15 protein-coding genes are annotated in these 17640 nt (G+C 64.4%); 7 read left to right on the plus strand and 8 right to left on the minus strand.

What is annotated here, in order from left to right; translation table 11 throughout:
- Positions 1-19: 19 nt before the first annotated feature.
- The 3 genes from AACP62_RS03545 to AACP62_RS03555 all read right to left on the minus strand — a co-directional run bounded on the left by AACP62_RS03545 (position 20) and on the right by AACP62_RS03555 (position 4844).
- Positions 20-1975, minus strand: coding sequence for an FtsK/SpoIIIE domain-containing protein (locus AACP62_RS03545; protein WP_339346360.1), 1956 nt, complete (start codon positions 1973-1975; stop codon positions 20-22).
- An 87-nt stretch (positions 1976-2062) separates the two neighbouring features.
- Positions 2063-3337 (minus strand): LCP family protein, encoded by a 1275-nt coding sequence (locus tag AACP62_RS03550; protein WP_339346362.1) that lies wholly within the window; start codon positions 3335-3337, stop codon positions 2063-2065.
- Positions 3338-3410: 73 nt separating this feature from the next.
- Complete coding sequence (locus AACP62_RS03555; protein WP_339346364.1) at positions 3411-4844, minus strand: LCP family protein; 1434 nt, start codon at positions 4842-4844, stop codon at positions 3411-3413.
- A gap of 327 nt (positions 4845-5171) precedes the next feature.
- Between AACP62_RS03555 and AACP62_RS03560 the strand changes: the two genes are divergently transcribed.
- Genes AACP62_RS03560 through AACP62_RS03570 form a run of 3 tightly spaced genes read left to right on the plus strand, consistent with a single transcriptional unit; the run spans position 5172 to position 10148 of the window.
- Positions 5172-5429 carry a WhiB family transcriptional regulator gene (locus AACP62_RS03560; RefSeq protein WP_029678496.1) on the plus strand — a complete coding sequence of 86 codons (258 nt, stop codon included), beginning with the start codon at positions 5172-5174 and terminating at the stop codon, positions 5427-5429.
- A gap of 58 nt (positions 5430-5487) precedes the next feature.
- Entirely contained in the window at positions 5488-8628 is a 3141-nt protein-coding gene (locus AACP62_RS03565; protein ID WP_339346366.1) for a glycosyltransferase, read from the plus strand.
- Positions 8625-10148, plus strand: a complete 1524-nt coding sequence (locus AACP62_RS03570) for a DUF5719 family protein (protein ID WP_339346368.1) — start codon at positions 8625-8627, stop codon at positions 10146-10148. The genes AACP62_RS03565 and AACP62_RS03570 overlap by 4 nt, the downstream gene beginning before the upstream one ends.
- A 10-nt stretch (positions 10149-10158) precedes the next feature.
- Here the strand turns inward: AACP62_RS03570 and AACP62_RS03575 are convergent, their stop codons facing one another.
- A complete protein-coding gene (locus tag AACP62_RS03575) occupies positions 10159-10593 on the minus strand; it encodes a metallopeptidase family protein (RefSeq protein ID WP_029678500.1) in 435 nt (144 codons plus the stop codon).
- A 92-nt stretch (positions 10594-10685) separates the two neighbouring features.
- Here AACP62_RS03575 and AACP62_RS03580 point away from each other — a divergent pair, with 92 nt between their 5' ends.
- Together AACP62_RS03580 and AACP62_RS03585 are read left to right on the plus strand one after the other, a co-directional pair.
- The gene (locus tag AACP62_RS03580) at positions 10686-11498 is read left to right on the plus strand and encodes an HAD-IIB family hydrolase (protein WP_029678501.1); all 813 of its coding nucleotides are present in this window, start codon (positions 10686-10688) and stop codon (positions 11496-11498) included.
- A 171-nt stretch (positions 11499-11669) separates the two neighbouring features.
- On the plus strand, positions 11670-12374 hold the full coding sequence (locus AACP62_RS03585) for a ComF family protein (RefSeq protein ID WP_029678502.1): 705 nt from the start codon (positions 11670-11672) through the stop codon (positions 12372-12374).
- Here the strand turns inward: AACP62_RS03585 and AACP62_RS03590 are convergent.
- From AACP62_RS03590 to AACP62_RS03605, 4 genes are all read right to left on the minus strand, one after another.
- Positions 12371-13723 carry a Y-family DNA polymerase gene (locus tag AACP62_RS03590; protein WP_044097807.1) on the minus strand — a complete coding sequence of 451 codons (1353 nt, stop codon included), beginning with the start codon at positions 13721-13723 and terminating at the stop codon, positions 12371-12373. The genes AACP62_RS03585 and AACP62_RS03590 overlap by 4 nt on opposite strands.
- Positions 13720-14337: a LexA family protein gene (locus tag AACP62_RS03595; RefSeq protein ID WP_029678504.1), complete on the minus strand. Its 618-nt coding sequence runs from the start codon at positions 14335-14337 to the stop codon at positions 13720-13722. The genes AACP62_RS03590 and AACP62_RS03595 overlap by 4 nt, the downstream gene beginning before the upstream one ends.
- Before the next feature lie 70 nt (positions 14338-14407).
- Positions 14408-15538, minus strand: a complete 1131-nt coding sequence (locus AACP62_RS03600) for a sensor histidine kinase (protein ID WP_044097831.1) — start codon at positions 15536-15538, stop codon at positions 14408-14410.
- Between the two features lie 18 nt (positions 15539-15556).
- Entirely contained in the window at positions 15557-16300 is a 744-nt protein-coding gene (locus AACP62_RS03605) for a response regulator transcription factor (protein ID WP_029678506.1), read from the minus strand.
- A 223-nt stretch (positions 16301-16523) separates the two neighbouring features.
- Here AACP62_RS03605 and AACP62_RS03610 point away from each other — a divergent pair, with 223 nt between their 5' ends.
- Together AACP62_RS03610 and AACP62_RS03615 are read left to right on the plus strand one after the other, a co-directional pair.
- A complete protein-coding gene (locus tag AACP62_RS03610; protein WP_029678507.1) occupies positions 16524-17144 on the plus strand; it encodes a CarD family transcriptional regulator in 621 nt (206 codons plus the stop codon).
- Between the two features lie 14 nt (positions 17145-17158).
- Positions 17159-17638, plus strand: a complete 480-nt coding sequence (locus AACP62_RS03615) for a 2-C-methyl-D-erythritol 2,4-cyclodiphosphate synthase (protein ID WP_029678508.1) — start codon at positions 17159-17161, stop codon at positions 17636-17638.
- The last annotated feature ends 2 nt before the right edge of the window (positions 17639-17640 follow it).

The following is a 17640-nucleotide window of genomic DNA, read 5'->3' on the forward strand; positions in this document are numbered from 1 at the left end:
GCACGATGAGTGACTTTTTTCAAGGGTCCGTTTGTTTTACGGCTAAAGAGAACACCTGTAGCGGAATGGCGAGACCTGCCTCCAGGACCAGACACCGTCCAGGAATGGCGCTGGCTCGGGAGGATAGGGTGGCCAGCTGATCGGCGGGGATGCCGGCTGCCAGGTCAGCCCCTCGTTCGCCACAGGGGAACACCAGGCGACGGCTGAAACGCTCAGGTCTGCGCAGGGCACTGGCCGTCTCCACGGCCAGAACCACCGTAGTTCCCTCCTGTCCCAGAGCCTCCTGCAGAAGAGGGGCCAGAGGATCCTGACAGAGCGGATCCAGCAGGTCCTGTGCATCGTCAAGGATCCAGACCAACCCTCGACTGCCATTGTGACCACCTCCAGGCGGTGCGGGCACCGGACCCGGGAAATCCCGGCTACTGTAGCCGTGGCCTGTCCGGCGGGTGATACGCAGGTCGAAGTCGGGCTCTGGTCGGGCTCCCGGTTGCATCAGGGTGAGCAGGGAACGAGCCAGCAGGGCCAGCAGGGTGCTCTTGCCTCGGCCTCGAGTTCCGATCAGAGCCGTATGGCCTTTGAGTGGCAGGCGATAGAGGTGGAGCAGGACCCCGTCGTCGGTGCGTCCCAGGGGTATCAGAGGCCGTCCCGACTTCCAGATGATCTTTCCGTAGGCCGGATCATGTTCTGGAAGGGGAGGGGAGAAGAGCGGTGCCGGCGGTCGGCTGCCGCAGAAGCGACTGGCTTTGACGATCTGGTCCACCAGGGCCTGCGGATCGGCCGCTGGGCAGGTGCGGAAGGCCTGGGGGCCCCGACCCTGCTCCAGAAAGCCCAGACCAGGATGGGCGGGGTCGATGGCCGTGGCGCAGGAGGAGCCCAGCAGCTCCCTGGACTGCAGGGGATCCCGCACCCGCAGACAGATGCCCAGGTTCATGTTGGCCCGCATCTGGGCGCTGATCTGCCCCATTGTCTGCTGGGTGCAGGCCACCAGGTTCATGCCCAGGGACCGGCCCTGGGAGGCCAAAGAGGTCAGCCTGTCCAGATAGTCGGGCAGAAGTTGGCGCAGGGCCTGGAACTCGTCGATGACCACCACCAGGCGTGCCGGCGGATCGGACATCAGGGCAGTGTCCTCCACTCCTGCTCCGGCGACCAGGCGCTGGCGGCGTTCCAGCTCACGCTGAAGTCCGTTCAGCGCCCGTGTGGCCCGGTCCAGATCCAGATTGGTCACGCAACCCACGGTTTGCGGTAGTCGGGCCAGCAGGCCGAACCCGGCACCGCCCTTGAAGTCCAGCAGGACCAGATTGAGCCGGTCCGGCGGCTGGCTGGCGGCCAGGGCCAGACACCAGGTCTGCAGAAAGACCGATTTGCCTGATCCGGTGGTGCCAGCCACCAGCGCGTGTGGTCCGTCGCGCGGCAGGTCGATGACCAGCGGGCTGTGATCAGGACGGATGCCGATGACTGCCGGCGCTGTAGGACCGGATGCGGCAAGCCAGGAGTGGACAATGCCCTGCCAGAGCAGGCCATGTGCTCCCGGAGTCCTTGATCCTAACAGTCGGGACTCCAGCTGAGGGCCCGGGCCGGAGACCAGTTGAGCCAAGTCTTGCTCGATCTGGTTCCCAGTGGTTGTCGATGGTGATGCACGATCCGATGCTGGGCTGTATACCAACTGTGTGCGGGCAGGGGGAGGGGGTGATGGCTGACGATGCGCTCGCAGCAGGCTTAGAAGCACCATGGCCAGGGTGCCGGTCAGGCTGGGTAGCAAAAGGAGGAGTAGCATCCAGCGGCCCTGGCCGACCACGTACCAGATCATGCCCGCCTGTGCCAGGGCCGGAGCCGTTTGGGCAACCAGGGTCAGAGCGACCTGGACTCTGCTCTTGTTGGCAGAGCGCGGATGGTCACTCTCGACCTTCTTAGAGGTCTCTTGGCCGACTGTCACCGACGAGGGGAGTGCAGTGGCTATCGAATGGGCCTTGGTCATGCTTCCAGCATGAAAGAACTGGTGCTTGAATGCCAGGGCGAACTAGGTATGTGGTCGAATGTGGATGGTGACTGCCGGATGGTGCAATCAGTTGCCGCCGACGGTGCCCGGCTCGTGACTGCCCTGGACCAGCTGGTCGAACAGCTCGGTGTTACGGGCCTGATTCAGTAGAACGGTGGAACCGACCCGCCTGTTGGGGAAGTAGTTGGGATTGGTCCAGTACAGGCTCCCGGTGACTCCCTTTGGGCTGCTGGCGCTGCGGAAGGCCAGGACCATGCGTATCAGGTCTATGGCGTTGGCCCGCTCATCCACCACCAGGGAATCCAGGCCTGCCGAAAGGACCTTACCGGCCGTGACGGGGTTGAGCAGGACCGAAGGCTGCAGGGCCTTGGTAGTGATGGCCGAGATGGCTTGACGCTGCCGTTCGGCCCGCCCGAAGTCACCCTTGGGATCCGAGTAACGCATGCGGGTGAAGGCCAGGGTCATGCCGCCGTCGGCCTGATGACAGCCCCTGGACCAGACCATGCCTGATCTGGGGTCGTTGACATCCGCGTCATAGCAGAGGTTGACACCACCCATGGCATCGACCACCTTGCTCAAGCCTCCGAAGCGTATCAGGGCCACATGGTCGACCTTATGACCGGTGATGTCCTCGATCTGGCTGGTCAGGGACTGGTAGCCCGAGGTGTATGCAACGGCGTTGATCTTCATGTATCTCCCGTCCTCCTTGACCAAGGAGTCGCGGGGGACTGAGATCAGTGAAGCTGCTCCGTGCCGAGGCTTGGTCAGCACCAGGATGGTGTCGGTACGGAAACCGGTGATGCTGGTATCCTGGCCGGCCCCTGGGGATCCGTCACGTTGGTCCGACCCCAGCAGAAGCCAGGTGGTGGCCCCAGAGCCTGGAGCGTCCGTCAGCATTTGCTCGCGGTTGAGCCTGGCATTGATCCAGAACCACCCGCCGCCTGCCAGTACGACCAGAGCCAAGAGGATGATCAGCAGCAGTATGCCTATGAACCTGCGCACTGGATGCTTATGGGCCAGGGCGGTACCGGAACGCAAGCCCCGATTGCCTCGACCACCGCCGTTACCCCAGCCGTTCCCACTGGGAACAGGCTGGGCCGCTGGTCTGGGCGTGGTCCGCGAGGAGCCGCTGGTGCGTCTGGCTGTCCGGGTCCTGCCGACTTGCGTCGGCTGAGTCGCGCCGCCTGAGGAGGGTGTAAAGCTTGGAAGCTCCTGCTGTCTGCGGCTGTGCCTGGCAGAGGCGGCGGGGGCGCCGGAAGTGGTTTCGGGACGACGATGCCTGGAGGGCATGAAGCTGGGTGGCTCCTGCTCTTGTCCGCCTTGGTCTGAACCAGTCCGCATGCCTTCAACCTCCATAGCTTTGACTGACTAGGCAAGCAATAGCATGCCTGAACGACCCGAGGAAGTAAATCGGCTATCTCTGTGCCGGAACCGCACAGACCGTGGCGAACAGGTAGCGGTCGGCCATGCCGATGTATTGGCCGGTGTTCGCATCCTTGATGGTCCCGTCATTCGGGTCGACGATCCCCCCTGTGCTCGGATCAATCAGGGTCTTATTGGGCATGGTAATCAGTCCCGTGCGCGGGTCCGGATCGGGCAGAGCGGTGGCGGAGGCGGAGGGAGACTGGGTGGAGGAGGACTGTGTCTCAGAGCTCCTGCTCCGTGTTTGAGCCTTGCCTTGCGCCCTTTGGGTGCCTCGGGTCTGATTATCTGACGAGGAGGTGCTTGACAAGGAGGCTTCTTCAGCTTCCTCATTGGCCTGTGTCAAGGGCTTGCCCTGGCGCAGCAGGCGCCAGATGGTTTCGGCCTGCTCGGTCCAGACCACCCGGTAGCGGTCCTGGGACCATTCCTTGACTGGTATGGTCCGCGCGTAGATGTGCGCGGTGTCTATGTGTTTGAGCGAGTTGCCCAGCCCCAGCAGGGTCTGGAAGCTGCCCAGACCCTCGCTCAGCTGCAGGGTTGACATGGAGGTTGTGGCCAGACGGTAGGCCTTGGGCAGGTCTGAATAGATATCGACGTTCCTGGCCTCGTTGACCAGGCTCTTGATTAGGTACTGCTGGCGGGTGGTGCGCATGATGTCCGATCCGTCGGCGCCGGTGCCATGACGCATGCGGGCGTATTCGGTGGCCTGGGTCCCGTCCAGATGGTGCAGACCGCGCTTCAGGTCAATGCCGGTGTAGCTGTCCTTGGTGTCCTTGGGGATGCATACGTCGACCCCGCCAAGGGCGTCGATGATGGATTTGAATCCGTTGAAGTCGGCCACCACGAACTGCTGGATGTCCAGGCCGGTCAGGGAGCGGACCGCAGCCAGGGAGCAGCTGGCGGCCGAATTCGCATCGCCGCCTTGGTTGTAGCCCTCAGCGAAGATGGAGTTGAACATGACCTGACGGCGGGCCGGGATGGTCTCACCCTTGCTGGTGACGCAGGCTGGGGCGTTCACGATGGAATCCCTGGGGATGGAGACGACGTTCACATAGGAGCGGTCGGCCGCGATCTGGACCACCATGGCCGTGTCGGACTGGTGGTTCTCCTCCAGGCCGTCTCCGCTGCCGCCGACCTCCGAGTTACCCTTGCCGTCGCGGGTGTCCTGGCCAAGCACCAGGACGTTCAGGGTCTTGCCCTTGTAGATGTCTTCCGGGGCCTTGTAGGCCTGGGTCAGGTTGATGGGCTCGAGCACGTGCATGTGCCCGTTGATGTCTGTCCAGAAGGCTGCCACAGTCGAGGCCAGGAAGCAAAGAACGAAGGTGAGGGCCAGACAGATGCCCGTGCGCAGGGAGTGGCTGCTGCGGAACCCGTCGCTGTGCTGGGGTTTGCCGTTCCTGCCCGCCTTGATGTTGGGCAGTCCCATCTTTCTGGTTGGGGACGTCAATGGTATGCCTTCCTCATCGGCTGTCGCTGTAGGGGCCATTCCGGCAGGAAGAACCGGGATGGCGCTGGCGCGTGCTTGAACCAGTCACAGTATAGTCTGACCCCCCATCCGCAGCTCCTCTTCGGGCGATACGGTCTCCTCCACGTGTTGTTAAGTTGCGCTTGCAGTCATTTGGGGGTTGACAGAAGACCCCCGCAGCGGCTGTAATAAAAGTGTGTAAAACACACTAGGGACTGGGGGGTCGCTATGAGTGGTTTTGTAGACACTCGATACAGCAATACAACTAAAAACAGGCTGACGCCGCTGATGCAATGGTTCGAAGTCAACATCGGGCCATCCTGGCGAAGCGAGGCGCTCTGTGCACAGACCGACCCGGAGGCATTCTTCCCGGGCAAGGGAGGCTCCACCCAGGAGGCCAAACGGGTCTGTGCCGACTGCACCGTCCGAAAGCAGTGCCTGGACTGGGCGGTCGAACACGACGAGCGCTTTGGCATCTGGGGCGGCATGAGTGAACGGGAGCGCCGCCGTTACAAGAAGAGGATGCGCGCGCAGCGTCAGGTCTGAATCGCCGCAGGTGCCCGAGCGAGGCATCCGGTGACCTGGATTGCGTAGACTGGAACGCATGAGTTTCGTCGCACCTCAAGCCCAGGATGTTCGGCAGGTCCTCTCTGCAGTCATGAACGAATGTTCGCCTGCCGCCAGCCCTCATGTTGAGGATGCCGTGGCGGCGGTGATCACTGTCGAGCATGACCTGACCTACCTGCCCGAAACCCTGCGTGCCCTCTTGCGACAGAGCCTCTTGCCCAGGGTCTTGGTAATCGCCGACTGCTCGGGGGCCACCGTGGAGCCTCTCTATGCGCAGTTCCCGGTGGACGGACCCGCGCGGGTGGAGGTGCAGGTGGTTCGCGCCCGAGGCGCCTCCTCTTTTGGCGATGCCGTGGACAAGGCGCTTGGCTATGCCCGTCTGCCTGGTCGGATCCGCGCTCTTTGGCTTCTGCACGACGACTGCCGTCCATTGGATAATCATTGTCTGGACAAGCTTGTGGACACCTGGCACAGCAATCCCACGGCCTCTCTGCTGGGTGCCAAGCAGTATGACTGGCAGGGCGAGGGTCTGCGGGACGTGGGTCGGTATGCCTACCATCACCGGACGGTGAGCCTGGTAGTGGATAGCGAGCCCGATCAGGAGCAGTATGACGCGCGTCAGGATGTCTTTGCGGTGAGCCTGGCCGGCGCCCTGGTGCCCATGCAGACCATGAAGGACCTGGGTGGACCAGGCGTCTGGGCCGGCACTTTCGGTCAGGCCGACGACCTCTGCCGTCGCATCTGCCTGTCGGGGGGACGGGTGGTGGTGGTGCCCAGCGTTCGCATGGCCCATGCCAGCGCCCGGATGAGCGGATTGCGTGACCGGAATGGACGGCCGGTGCCGTCTGACCACTGCTTGGATGCCTCCATGGGTCCCATACTGGCTCGGGAACGCTACCTGTTGACCGACTTTGCCCTGCCTTGGTGGCCGTTGGTCTGGCTCTGGCGGGTTCTGGCGGCATTGTGGTTCATGGCGGTTGATCTTATCGGCAAGCGACCCTACCGGGCCCTCTGCCGCCTGTGCGCGCCCTGGCGGATCCTGGCCCGTCCTGCAGCCTTGCTGACCATGCGTCGTCGTCTGACTTCCGCCTGCCATGGCGGTCCCCGCCGATTGGACATTCTGCAGGCCAACAGTCAGCAGATCCGGCAGTGGCGGCAGCGCAGGCAGGCCTTCCACGACCAGCAGGAACATCCCATGCTCAGCCACCTGGCTCTGGCTCATCTGCGACAGCAGTTTTTGCGTCGCCTGGCCTGGGCTTCAGGGATGACCATAGCGGTCTTGGTGGCCCTGGTGGCCACCCACTGGCCACTCTGTCGTGCCATCTTCTCGGGAGGTGCCATTCATGCTCCCTCCCTGCCCTCGTCAGGATCTGACTGGTCCCGTCTCTTGGCGGCGGCCACGACCTCCTGGTCCTGGGCCGGAGGCGTGGGACAGCCCGTGGTTCCTGCTCCCTTCCTCCTGGTGCTTCTGCCCTTTGCCCTGCTGACCGGCGGTCATGTGGCCCAGGCCATGGCCCTGATGCTCCTGGCGGAGACGGGACTGGCCGCCCTGTCTTTCTGGGCCCTGGCCGGCGTGGTCACCAGGTCCAACCCCATCCGCGCCCTGCTGGGACTGCTCTGGGCCTGTCTGGCATTCGCCCTGGGCATTGTGGACAGCATGCAGCTGCCCATGCTGACGGTCATGGCCTTCATGCCTGTCGCCTTTGCCTTCGTTTTCAAGGCCGTGGGGCTGTACCAGACCGAGGCTCCCGTACACCCCAAGGCTTCGGTGCAGCAGGCGGCTCTGGCCTCCATCTGCTTCCTGCCGGTCCTGGCAGCCGAGCCTCAGCTCATAATGGCCATGATTCCTCTCTTCATCATGGCGATCTGCCTGGTGCCCTCCCATAGGATCATGCTGCTGCTGATGCCTCTGCCTTCGGTGCTGGCCCTGGCGCCCACCCTGGTCAATTCCCTGCATCATGCCAAGGATGGGCTTTGGAGGCAGCTTTTCGCAGACCTGATGGTTCCTTCGGCAGACCTGACTGGCCGGCCCAGGACCGGGAGTCTGGGGGAACTGCTGTCCAGTCTGCTGGGCCTGGATGTTTCGGCCCTCTGGCCTATCAGGTGGCGGCCTGAACTCTGGCGTCCGGCCACGCTGGTCTGCTGCCTGCTGACGGTGGCCCTGCTGGCATTTGTTGCCCTGGTTGTGCCTCGGGCGCTCAAGGCGGCCAGGATTCTCTGGATCGACGTCCTGCTGGGCCTGGTTCTGGCGATGGTCTCGCAGGCGGTCTGCACCGGTCTGGACGAAACCGGTCCAGTGGCTGGTTCGGTCCTGCCCGGCATGATGATGGCCTTCATGGGGCTGCTGACCTGTCTGGGCCTCTTGGCTGGCAGGGCCGTCCGTCCCTTCTCGCCCCTGGCTCCTGGCCATGATCAGGTCCCTGATGGCGATGCTGATCGTCCGCCCCTGCCCCCTGCGCAGTCCTCTCCAACGTCAGCAGTTGCAGTCGATGGTGGCGGAAGGGTTTTGAGACTCCTGTTGGGCCTGCTCCTGGCCCTGGTCACTGCAGGCGTGGCAGCGGCCGGTCTGGCTGCGCCTGTCGGCGGCCCTCTGTCCGCCGACGGCCGGCAGCTTCCTGCAGTGGCGGTGGATTACCTGGAGAAGGACCCATCCCATCGGGTGCTGGTGCTGACCTCGCCCTCCCATGGCCGCGTGGCCTATACCGGTCTGCACACCTCACGAGGGGATCTGATTGATGCCTCGCCTGCCTTGCAAGTACAGAGGGTGAACGGCGGGCGGATGACCGGTGAGGATGTCCTCTCGCATTCGGCGGCGTCTCTGATGGCCAATGCCGACTCCAATGCCATAGCCGCGGTGACCGACCTGGGCTTTGGCGGAATCTATGTGCCCGTCGACCGTTCCGGAGCCGTCGGCTTGGGGTCCACGCCCAACGATGACCTGATGTCCAACATCACCGCCAGCGATGGCGCCCAGCAGGTGGTGGCCAACGCCCAGGGAACCTATTTCCGTTTGAGCTCGCAGTCAGGCAAGGATGTGGGCGTTGACATGACTGGGGTCACCCAAGCAGAAACCAGCACCTGGAGGAGGGCCTGGCTGTGGACCCTGGGCCTGATCCTGCTGGGATACTGCCTGGTGGCTCTGCCGCGTCCGAGCTACTTCGGAGGGGAGCAACTATGAGTGCACGAAGCAAGGGATCCCTGGTGGCCGCTCTGGTCACGGTGCCCCTGGTGGCGGTTTTGATCGCCGCTCTGCTGATCTGGACGCCCCCTGCCTCCTTGGCTGATGGTGCCAAGGGCTCGACTGTTGTGGCCAGCCGCGTCAGCCAGCGGGAGGTGGCGGCCTACTGCCCGGCTCGCATGGCGGTAGCGGACGAGGACAAGGTCGGCGATGACCAGTTCAAGGCATCGGAGGGCGATCTGAGCTCCCGTGTCACCGCCGCCGCCTTTGGAGCCATCGGCAGTTCCAGCCTGACCCCAATGGGGGGAGGGCAACGCACCACGGTGACTGATCCTGATCTCCTGGACGGGCAGAAGGCCATGGCCGCCTCGCTCGATCCTGGGGCCTCGGCCACTGCCTTCGATTCCAGGATGCTCAAGTCCCAGCCGGGCACGGGGGCTGCCGTCGGCATGGTCTCATGGGCCACCAAGGGCGATCTTAGGGGGATTCAGGCGTTGGCCTGCCCCCGGGCCGTCATGAATGCGGACTTCCTGCTGCCCGCCACCAGCAGAGGGACCACCCAACGGCTGGTGGCCTACAATCCGTCATCCAAGGCCACGGTGATCAGTATCGAGGTCCAGGGTTCGCACTCCTCGGGCCACCTGTCTTTGGAGACCGGCAAGACAATGACAGTGGCGCCTGGCGGCCATGCTTCATATGACCTGTCTGCGGCGGCTCCTGGCCAGCAGGCCATCTACGTCCGGGCTCGCAGTTCCCAGGCCCCGGTGGCCATGTCGGTCTCCGTCAATGTCATGTCTGGGTTTGATCCACGCGGGTCGGATCAGGTGACCGCCTTGCCGGCTCCCGGTCGTGATCTGGTCATTCCCGGCCTGCGAGGTGCAGACCAGGCAACTCTGCTTCTGCAGGGCTCCCATGCCACGGCGGTGGACCTGTCCTGGGTGGATGAAGGCGGTCAACAATCCTTGCGGCGCGTGGATCTGCAGGGCTCTCAGGCCACGGCGGTGGACCTGGGTGGCGTGCCTGACGGCAAGCTGGCCCTGCAGGTACATGCCGATCGGCCTGTCCGTGCAGTCCTGCAGGTGACCACCCAGGGCAGTCAGGATCAGTCGCAGTCCGACCTGGCTCTGATTCCTGCGGGAACTGCTGCCGCCTCTTCGGCCCTGACCATATCCCAGCCTGCCCAGGCTGCGCTGACCCTGGTCAACCCGTCGGCTGATCCGGTCAAGGCCGAACTGGTTGGTTTCGACGAGAAGGGCAACAAATTGGAAGAGCGCTCGCTGACTGTTGAGGCAGGTCGAGCCAGCGAGCTTTCGACTCACGATTTGGGCGACCAAGTAGCCGCCGTGCGACTGAATGAGGACTCTGGGCATGCCTCTTCCCGGCTGATCTGGAATGCACGCCTGAATGTGGACGCAGTCAACCAGGCTGGCCTGGCCGGTCTGGCGGTCATGGCCCCTGACGGGCTCATGCCTACCACCACCGTGATTCGCTCCGGCCCCGACTCCACCGTCCTGCCCTGAGATTCGGCCTTCAGCGTCCCCACATGGGGTCGATCTCCTCGGGGTCGCGTCCGTAAAGGTCGGCCAGCTGCAGGACCAGCTCGTCGCGGATGATCAGTTCCAGCTCCGTGCGGTCCCTGGTCTTGCTCTGGATGGGCATCCGGTACAGGACGATTCTGGCGGGGATGCCGCGACCTGCCGGGAAACTGCGTGAGAAGAGGTCCGACCGGTCCTCCCAGGGGGTGGGGTCGGAGGGCGGCACATCCTCGACCGCGAATTGGACGGGCTTGACCAGTTGAGGCCAGCCGGCGCCCAGCCGCCGGATCTGGGCTGCGGTCAGATCGTCGAAGATTCCACACCTGGTGCGATAGCGGGGCAGGCGGGTGCCGAAGGTGGGCCGACGGATTCCCCGGCCATGACTGTCCCGGTAAACGGTGCGTGCCCAAGGCGGCTGATCGTTGATCATGACACTCACCATAGCCCCTCAACTCAGTGGCAGTTTCGATTCAGGGTGTCTTGTAGCATGGAGCGATGATCGACAAGCGGATGGGAGCAATCATGGCGAAGGACGGTGCGATGAACGTGGCCTGGTGGGGCGACCAAGACATAAGGTCCATCTGCGCACGGGCCCGGGTGCTGGCCTTCGATCTGGACAATACCCTGGCGCTGTCCAAGACCCGCATGGATCAGACCATGGCTGTTCATTTCGCCGCCCTTACCCAGCTCCGGCCTGTGGCCATCGTCTCGGGCGGACGGTTCAGTCAGTTTCGCGACCAAGTGCTTGACGCCCTGCCCGACGATACCCGTTTCGACCAGCTGCATCTGATGCCCACCAGCGGCACCCGCTACTACCGCTGGCAGGAAGGAAGCTGGAATTGCGTCTACGCCCACGACCTGAGCGCCCAGGACCGTCAGGCTGCCGAGGCCAGTCTGGAGCGCAGGGCCAAGCAGCTGGGCGACTGGGAGGAACAGGTCTGGGGTCCTCGCATCGAGGATCGCGGCAGCCAGATAACCTTTTCAGCACTGGGCCAGCAGGCACCCGTGGAAGCCAAGGAAGCCTGGGATCCCGACAACAGCCGCAAGGATGCCCTGGCCCGGGCTGTGGCTGCTGACCTGCCTCACCTGCAGGTGCGCTCCGGCGGCTCCACCAGCGTGGACATCTCCGCCAAGGGCATCGACAAGGCCTACGCCATGACCTCCCTGGCCAAGATACTGGGCGTGGATGTCGACCAGATCGCCTTCGTGGGCGACCGGATGGATCCGGACGGCAACGATTATCCGGCAGCTGAGGCCGGGGCCATGGCTCTGCGTGTGCACAATCCTGCCGATGCCCTGGACCTGATCCGGGCCCTGGAAGCTGACCTGGCCTGAACCTACTGAACCTGTCCGCAGACCAGTCTGTGAACGGCGAGCCTGTGAACAGATGCCTGTTCATGCACATGGCTTTCTTCTGCTTGCCTATTCTCGCTGTTCCAGGGTTGGCTGGACGATATGCGCAACCATTCATTGCCATCCGGCCGACTCCGCCAGGCCATTTGTGCTGTGACTACGGCCTTGGCGGGCTCGGCCCTGGATCTGCTGGCTCCTCGAGCCTGCGCCGGCTGTGATCGCCCCGATCTTCTGCTATGCCCCACTTGCAGATCCCTGCTCCTCCGGCCCCTGTCGTTGCCTGCGCCTGCCTATGCCGCTGGTCTGGCCCTGGCCTGCGCTCCATATCGGGGACCCGTCCGGCGGATCATTCTGGCCTGGAAGGACCACGACAACCGGCCCTTGGATGAACCCTTGGGCCAGGCCGTGGCCGGCCTGTCTCCGGCCCTGTCCAGGTTGATCGACCCTCTGCTCCGGTCCAAGCCAGCGAAGGCGATTCTGGTGGTTCCCGCCCCCTCCTCGGCCGCCTCCCTGCGAAGGAGGGGGCGGGTTCATCTGAAGCCGATCCTCTTGTCTTTGGTCCAGGCCCTGCAGCGGCAGGGTCTGACTGCCCGGGTGGAACCGGCGCTGGTCATGAACTCCGTGAGAACCAAGTCTGTCCAGGCGGGCGGCCGTCGAAACCGTTCGCGTCGGTTGGCGGGCCGGATTGCGGTTTCGGATCCCTCACAGCTGGCCGGTCATCCCGTCCTGGTGGTGGACGACATCATCACCACGGGATCCACCATCCGCCAGTGCGCTTGTGCCTTGGAGGCCGCAGGCGCCCTGCCGCTGGCCGCCTTGGCTCTGGCGGCTGTTCCTCCAGGCCATGAGGATCTCTAGCGGGCCCGGGCCACGGCCATCTCATCCCAACGGGTGGTGGACCGGGGGGAGAGCATGCCCCGGTTCATGGCCCAATCGGCCCCCGTGTCCTCGTCGCCCCGGCCCTGGCCACGGATGCCTCCGTAGCCTACGCCCACACGGAAGGGACCAAAACGACGGGTGGCATCCTCCAGGACATCTCCCAGACCATGGGTGTCCCGGGCTGCATCCAGGCCTTCCAGGGTGTGGAAGTGGTCGGCATCGGTCAGATCCAGCAGAACCACTCCGGCCCGGATCCAGCGGGCGTGCGGATCCACCCGGCCCTTGAGCGCCCGGCTGGCTGCACCTGCAATGACCAGCGGGTCGTCGCTGGGATCCTCCAGGACGACGGTCCTGCCGGCTGCGCAGAACTGCTGGGGTGCATAGGGGCTGGTGGAGCAGAAGACCTGTACTTTTCCGCACAGACCGTGCTGTCGACGCAGACGGCGGCAGGCCTTCTGGGCGTATATGCTCAACGCCTGGGCCAGGGTGGCGTAGCCCTCTATAGGGTGGGAGAACATGCGCGAGCACAAAATCTGATTGGTGCGTACGCCCCTGGCGGCATCTCCTTCGGGCTCGATGCAGGGCCGTCCTCTCAATTCCAGCACGGTGCGCTGCAGCATGACGGAGAACCGGTGCCGGATCAGAGAGGGATCGGCCTCGCGCAGATCCAGAGCGGTAGTGATGCCCATGCCCATGAGCCTGCCGGTCAGCCGTCGACCCACCCCCCAGACCTGGTCGACGGGCACTGATGCCAGAGCCTGGTCGCCATACTGGGCCTCCACCTGGCTCCAGAGGGTGATCCCCTCGGTCGAGGGGTGATCCTTGGCCCAGTGGTTGGCCACCTTGGCCAGGGTTTTGGTAGGCGCCACCCCCACGCTGACGGGAATGCCGGTGGACCGCAGGACCGCGGCACGCAGCTCCCGGCAGATTTCGACAGTGCGCTTGTCGTTCCAGATGCTGTCCATGAAGCACTCGTCGATGGAGTAGACCTCCTGGTTGGGCAGGAAATGGGCCATGATGGCCATCATGCGCCGGGAGAGGCTGGCGTAGAGCTCATAGTTGGAGCTGCGGGCCACCACTCCGTCCTGCAGGGCCCGTTCACGAATGGTGAACCAGGGTGTGCCGTTGGTGATGCCCAGGGCCTTGGCCGGGCGGTTGCGGGCCACCACGCAGCCATCGTTGTTGGACAGCACGACCACAGGGCGGTCGGCCAGGGAGGGGTCAAAGACGGCCTCGCAGGAGGCAAAGAAAGAGTTGGCGTCGGCCAGGACCACCTGACTGGTCAGAGCGGTCCCGGATGCAGGGTCGCCCGGCCTCTGCGCGCTCATGCCGACCCCCAGCCCGTGGAAGGATAGACGGGCCTCCGGCCTTGACCTCCCGTGCGCCCGCGTACGTGCGGGGTGTGTCCGGGATAGGTGACCTGCGGCAGGGGAGAGTCACTCCGGGATCCACCCCTGGCGTCCACCCGCTGCCAGTGGTAGTTGCCGATGACCACCCCCCAGATGACCAATTCCTCGCCCTCCTGAGGCATGAAGTCGGGGTAGGCGGGATTCTCGGCCCGCAGCATGGTCCGTCCCTTGCATCTGGCCAGCCGCTTGACCAGCAGCTCGTCGTCCAGGATGGCGATGACGATGTCCCCCTCGCGCGGCTCCAGGGACCGGTCGACCACCAGCAGGTCCCCATCGAAGATGCCGGCGCCGGTCATGGAATCGCCGGCCACGTGGATGATGAAGGTGGAGTCGGGATGGACGATGACGTTCTGGTCGAAGCTGAAGTCGCCGCTGAAGTAGTCCTGGGCAACTGAGGGGAAGCCGGCGTGAACGGCCTCCAGTGCCTGTGGGACAGGGCTGGGGTGTCCTCGGAAGAGGCTCAGGGCATCGACCCGGCACTCCGGCAGGGAAGCAGGGGCCGCATCCGGCGACCCATGAATGGTAGCGACCATGGCACACCTCGAACTCGATGACATTCGAACAAATGTTCGATTTCATTATGAGCCGAAGTGCGCCTCCCAGTCAATGCGGCGCGTCGGGCCCGCCGGAGCGGTTCCCGTCCCCCTCGTCTTCGTCGGGGTCGCGGTGATATCTGGGCAGGGTGATCTCGAAGTCCGCTCCGCGCGGATCGTCCACCACCTGCACCTGGCCTCCATGCAGCTGGGCCGCCCAGCGGGCGATGGACAGCCCCAGCCCGGTTCCGCCAGACTCCGTGCCAGGCCCGGCCTTGCCCTTGACAAAGCGCCTGAAGATGTCGGTGCGGGCCTCGGGGGGTATCTGCGAGCCGAAGTTGACCACGTTGGTGACTATGGTCTCCTGCTGCCGATCCTCGTGGGCCTGGATCAGCACCGTGGTGCCGTCGGCCGAGTGCTTCAGGGCGTTGCTGATGACGTTGGTGAAGAGCTGACGCAGCCGGTCCTGGTCGCCCTCCATTCTCAGCCCCTTCTCCAGGTCCACCTGGATGTCGTGGGCGTGCCCGGCGTCGGCTATGGCCAGGGGCTGGAGGGTCTCGTCGATGAAGTCCCCGAAGTCGAAGTCCTCGATCTGCAGGCTGGCGGCCCCGGCCTCCATCCTCGACAGGTCCAGCAGGAAGGCGATCAGGTCGGACAGGCGGTGGGTCTGCTCCAGGATCCCCTCCAGGTTGGCTGGCGTGGGCTCGGTCACCCCGTCCGCCATGTTCTCCACCATGGCCTGCAGGGCCGAGACGGGGGTGCGCAGCTCGTGGCTGACATTGGCCACCATGTCCCGGCGCATCTGGTCGGCGTGCTGGAGCTCCTCGGCCATCTCGTTGAAGGACTGGGCCAGGAGTCCGACCTCGTCATGGCTGGTCGTGGTGGCGTGGACCCGGACCGTGTAGTCCCCGTCGGCCATGGCCTCGGCCGCGTCCCGCATCTGCCGCAGGGGAGCGGTGAGCCCCCGGGAGAAGAAGTAGGTAATCCCCAGGGCCACCACCAGGGTCAGCGGCATGGCAATCCAGCCGCTCCAGCCCATCTTCAGCAGGAACCAGGCCATGACGAAGGCGATGGCTGTGGAGATGATGATCAGGACGCTCAGCTCCACCTTCAATGAGGCGAAGGATCCGATGGGTCGTTCGCGGTCCACCCGCACACTCAGACCTGGTCCCTTACGCCGGCTTTTGCCGTCCTTGCTCATGGTGTGCATCCGCGGCCGTTACCGCTGGTCCTGGTCCTGTTCCTGGTCCTCGGGCGGTTCGAAGGCGTAGCCCACACCATGCACGGTGCGAATCATCTGTGAACCCAGCTTATGGCGCAGAGCCTTGACGTGGGAGTCCACCGTCCTGGTGCCCGAGGCATCCACCCAGTCCCAGACCTCCTCCAGCAGCTTCTCGCGGGTGAGCACGGACTTGGGCCGACGGGCCAGCGTGGCCAGCAGGTCGAATTCGGTGGGGGTCAGGTGAATCTGCTCCCCGCGCAGGGTCACGATGCGCTGGGCCGGGTCGATGACCAGGGAGCCGAAGTCCAGCACCTTCTCGTTCTCGGAGTTCTTGGCGATGACCTTGGCTCGCTCCACCCGACGCAGAAGGGCCTTGCAGCGGGCGATCAGCTCGCGCATGGAGAAGGGCTTGGTCATGTAGTCGTCGGCCCCGGCACCCAGGCCGGTCACCTTGTCGGCCTCGTCGTCCCGGGCAGTCAGAATCAGCACCGGCACCGGTCGCTCGGCCACAATCCGCTTGGTGGCCTCCAGTCCGTCCATGATGGGCAGCATGATGTCCATGATGACCAGGTCGGGTTTGATCTGGGATGCGGCCTGCACGGCGCTGGCACCGTCCGAGGCCACCCGTGCCGTCCACCCTTCGGCGGTGATGCGCTGGGCGATGGCGGTGGCCAGGGTGGGTTCGTCCTCAACCACCAGGATGGTGCTGGGTGTAGTGTAGCGGCTTGTGTTTTTGATCATGCCTACCTCTGTTTTCGATCACTGATCCGCAAAACGATGCTCGTCATGCGGGGTGGAGCCTTGTCGGCATTCGTTCCACCACCGTCGTTTCTTCCAGAATAGTCTTCAGAGCTTCCAGGGGAAGTGTGCTCGCAGAGAATCGCGTCGCCTCCGGGCCCCGTCGGCAAGTCCATGCGCAATGACATTATTATATGGTATTTTATCGACTCGTTCTGGAGGACATATGGGTTACAAGGTCGGTGACATGGTCGTCTATCCGCGTCATGGGGCCGCCAGGGTGGATGCCATCACCGAACGGACCGTCAAGGGCGTCACCCGCAAGTACCTGCAGCTGTCCGTACTTTCCTCTGATGGGCTGGTCATCAACGTCCCCGTCGAGAACGCGGCCAAGGTGGGCGTCAGGGACATCGTCGACGCCAAGGCGGTGGCCAAGGTCTTCGAAATCCTGCGCACTCCGGTGGTCGAGGAGAAGGAGATGAACTGGTCCCGCCGCTACAAGCTGAACGTGGAGAAGATCGCCACCGGCGAGGTCAACAAGATCGCCGAGGTGGTGCGAGACCTCTCCCAGCGCGACGTGGACGAGCACGGGCTGTCGGCGGGCGAGAAGCGGATGCTGATCAAGGCCCGCAAGATTCTGACTTCCGAGATCGCCCTGTCCGAGAAGCTGGACGAGGACGAGGCCCAACGCTTGTTGGACGTCAACCTGGGCTATGCGGAGCCCATGCCCGGTGACGACAAGCACCATACCAAGTCCCCCAAGGAGCCGGCTTCCAAGACCCTGGCACGGGTGGCCCAGGAGGCCGCCAAGAACAAGGGCAAGGGTAAGACCAAGGGCAAGCGCTGAGGCCGGATCCGGTCATGGGCCATCCAAGCGTCGGACTGGGCTTTGACGCCCATCGCTTCGACCCGACTGGCGGGCGTCCCCTCTGGTTGGCCTGTCTGTCCTGGAATGACGGAACTCCCGGCCTGCTGGGTGATTCTGACGGCGATGCGGCCGCCCATGCCCTGATTGATGCCATCCTGTCAGCCGCCGACCTGGGTGACATCGGCACCCTGTTTGGCCTGGGAGCGCAGGCACCCGGAGCGGGCATGCATGGGGCGGCCATGCTGGAGAAGACCGTGGCCTGCCTGCACGAGCATGGTCGCAGGCTGCTCAACGCCTCCCTGGTCATCGTCGGTCAGCGTCCCAGAATCGCCTCCCGCCGTCACCTGGCCCAGCAGGCCATGAGCCAGGCCGTCGGGGCCCCGGTTCGGTTGACCGCCACCACCACTGATGGTATGGGCTTTACCGGCCACAACGAAGGCATCGCCGTCATGGCCACCGCCCTTGTCGGCTGACC

The sequence above is a fragment of the Bifidobacterium apis genome (genome assembly GCF_036986835.1).
Lineage (GTDB): Bacteria > Actinomycetota > Actinomycetes > Actinomycetales > Bifidobacteriaceae > Bombiscardovia > Bombiscardovia apis_A.

Excerpts from the sequence above, each read along its gene's own strand:
- AACP62_RS03605 (WP_029678506.1), bottom strand. The coding sequence starts at position 16,300 with ATGATCAAAAACACAAGCCGCTACACTACACCCAGCACCATCCTGGTG.
- AACP62_RS03570 (WP_339346368.1), top strand. The coding sequence starts at position 8,625 with ATGAGTGCACGAAGCAAGGGATCCCTGGTGGCCGCTCTGGTCACGGTG.
- AACP62_RS03575 (WP_029678500.1), bottom strand. The coding sequence starts at position 10,593 with ATGATCAACGATCAGCCGCCTTGGGCACGCACCGTTTACCGGGACAGT.
- AACP62_RS03610 (WP_029678507.1), top strand. The coding sequence starts at position 16,524 with ATGGGTTACAAGGTCGGTGACATGGTCGTCTATCCGCGTCATGGGGCC.
- AACP62_RS03560 (WP_029678496.1), top strand. The coding sequence starts at position 5,172 with ATGCAATGGTTCGAAGTCAACATCGGGCCATCCTGGCGAAGCGAGGCG.
- AACP62_RS03545 (WP_339346360.1), bottom strand. The coding sequence starts at position 1,975 with ATGACCAAGGCCCATTCGATAGCCACTGCACTCCCCTCGTCGGTGACA.
- AACP62_RS03600 (WP_044097831.1), bottom strand. The coding sequence starts at position 15,538 with ATGAGCAAGGACGGCAAAAGCCGGCGTAAGGGACCAGGTCTGAGTGTG.
- AACP62_RS03550 (WP_339346362.1), bottom strand. The coding sequence starts at position 3,337 with ATGCGGACTGGTTCAGACCAAGGCGGACAAGAGCAGGAGCCACCCAGC.
- AACP62_RS03580 (WP_029678501.1), top strand. The coding sequence starts at position 10,686 with ATGGCGAAGGACGGTGCGATGAACGTGGCCTGGTGGGGCGACCAAGAC.
- AACP62_RS03555 (WP_339346364.1), bottom strand. The coding sequence starts at position 4,844 with ATGGGACTGCCCAACATCAAGGCGGGCAGGAACGGCAAACCCCAGCAC.
- AACP62_RS03595 (WP_029678504.1), bottom strand. The coding sequence starts at position 14,337 with ATGGTCGCTACCATTCATGGGTCGCCGGATGCGGCCCCTGCTTCCCTG.
- AACP62_RS03590 (WP_044097807.1), bottom strand. The coding sequence starts at position 13,723 with ATGAGCGCGCAGAGGCCGGGCGACCCTGCATCCGGGACCGCTCTGACC.
- AACP62_RS03565 (WP_339346366.1), top strand. The coding sequence starts at position 5,488 with ATGAGTTTCGTCGCACCTCAAGCCCAGGATGTTCGGCAGGTCCTCTCT.
- AACP62_RS03615 (WP_029678508.1), top strand. The coding sequence starts at position 17,159 with ATGGGCCATCCAAGCGTCGGACTGGGCTTTGACGCCCATCGCTTCGAC.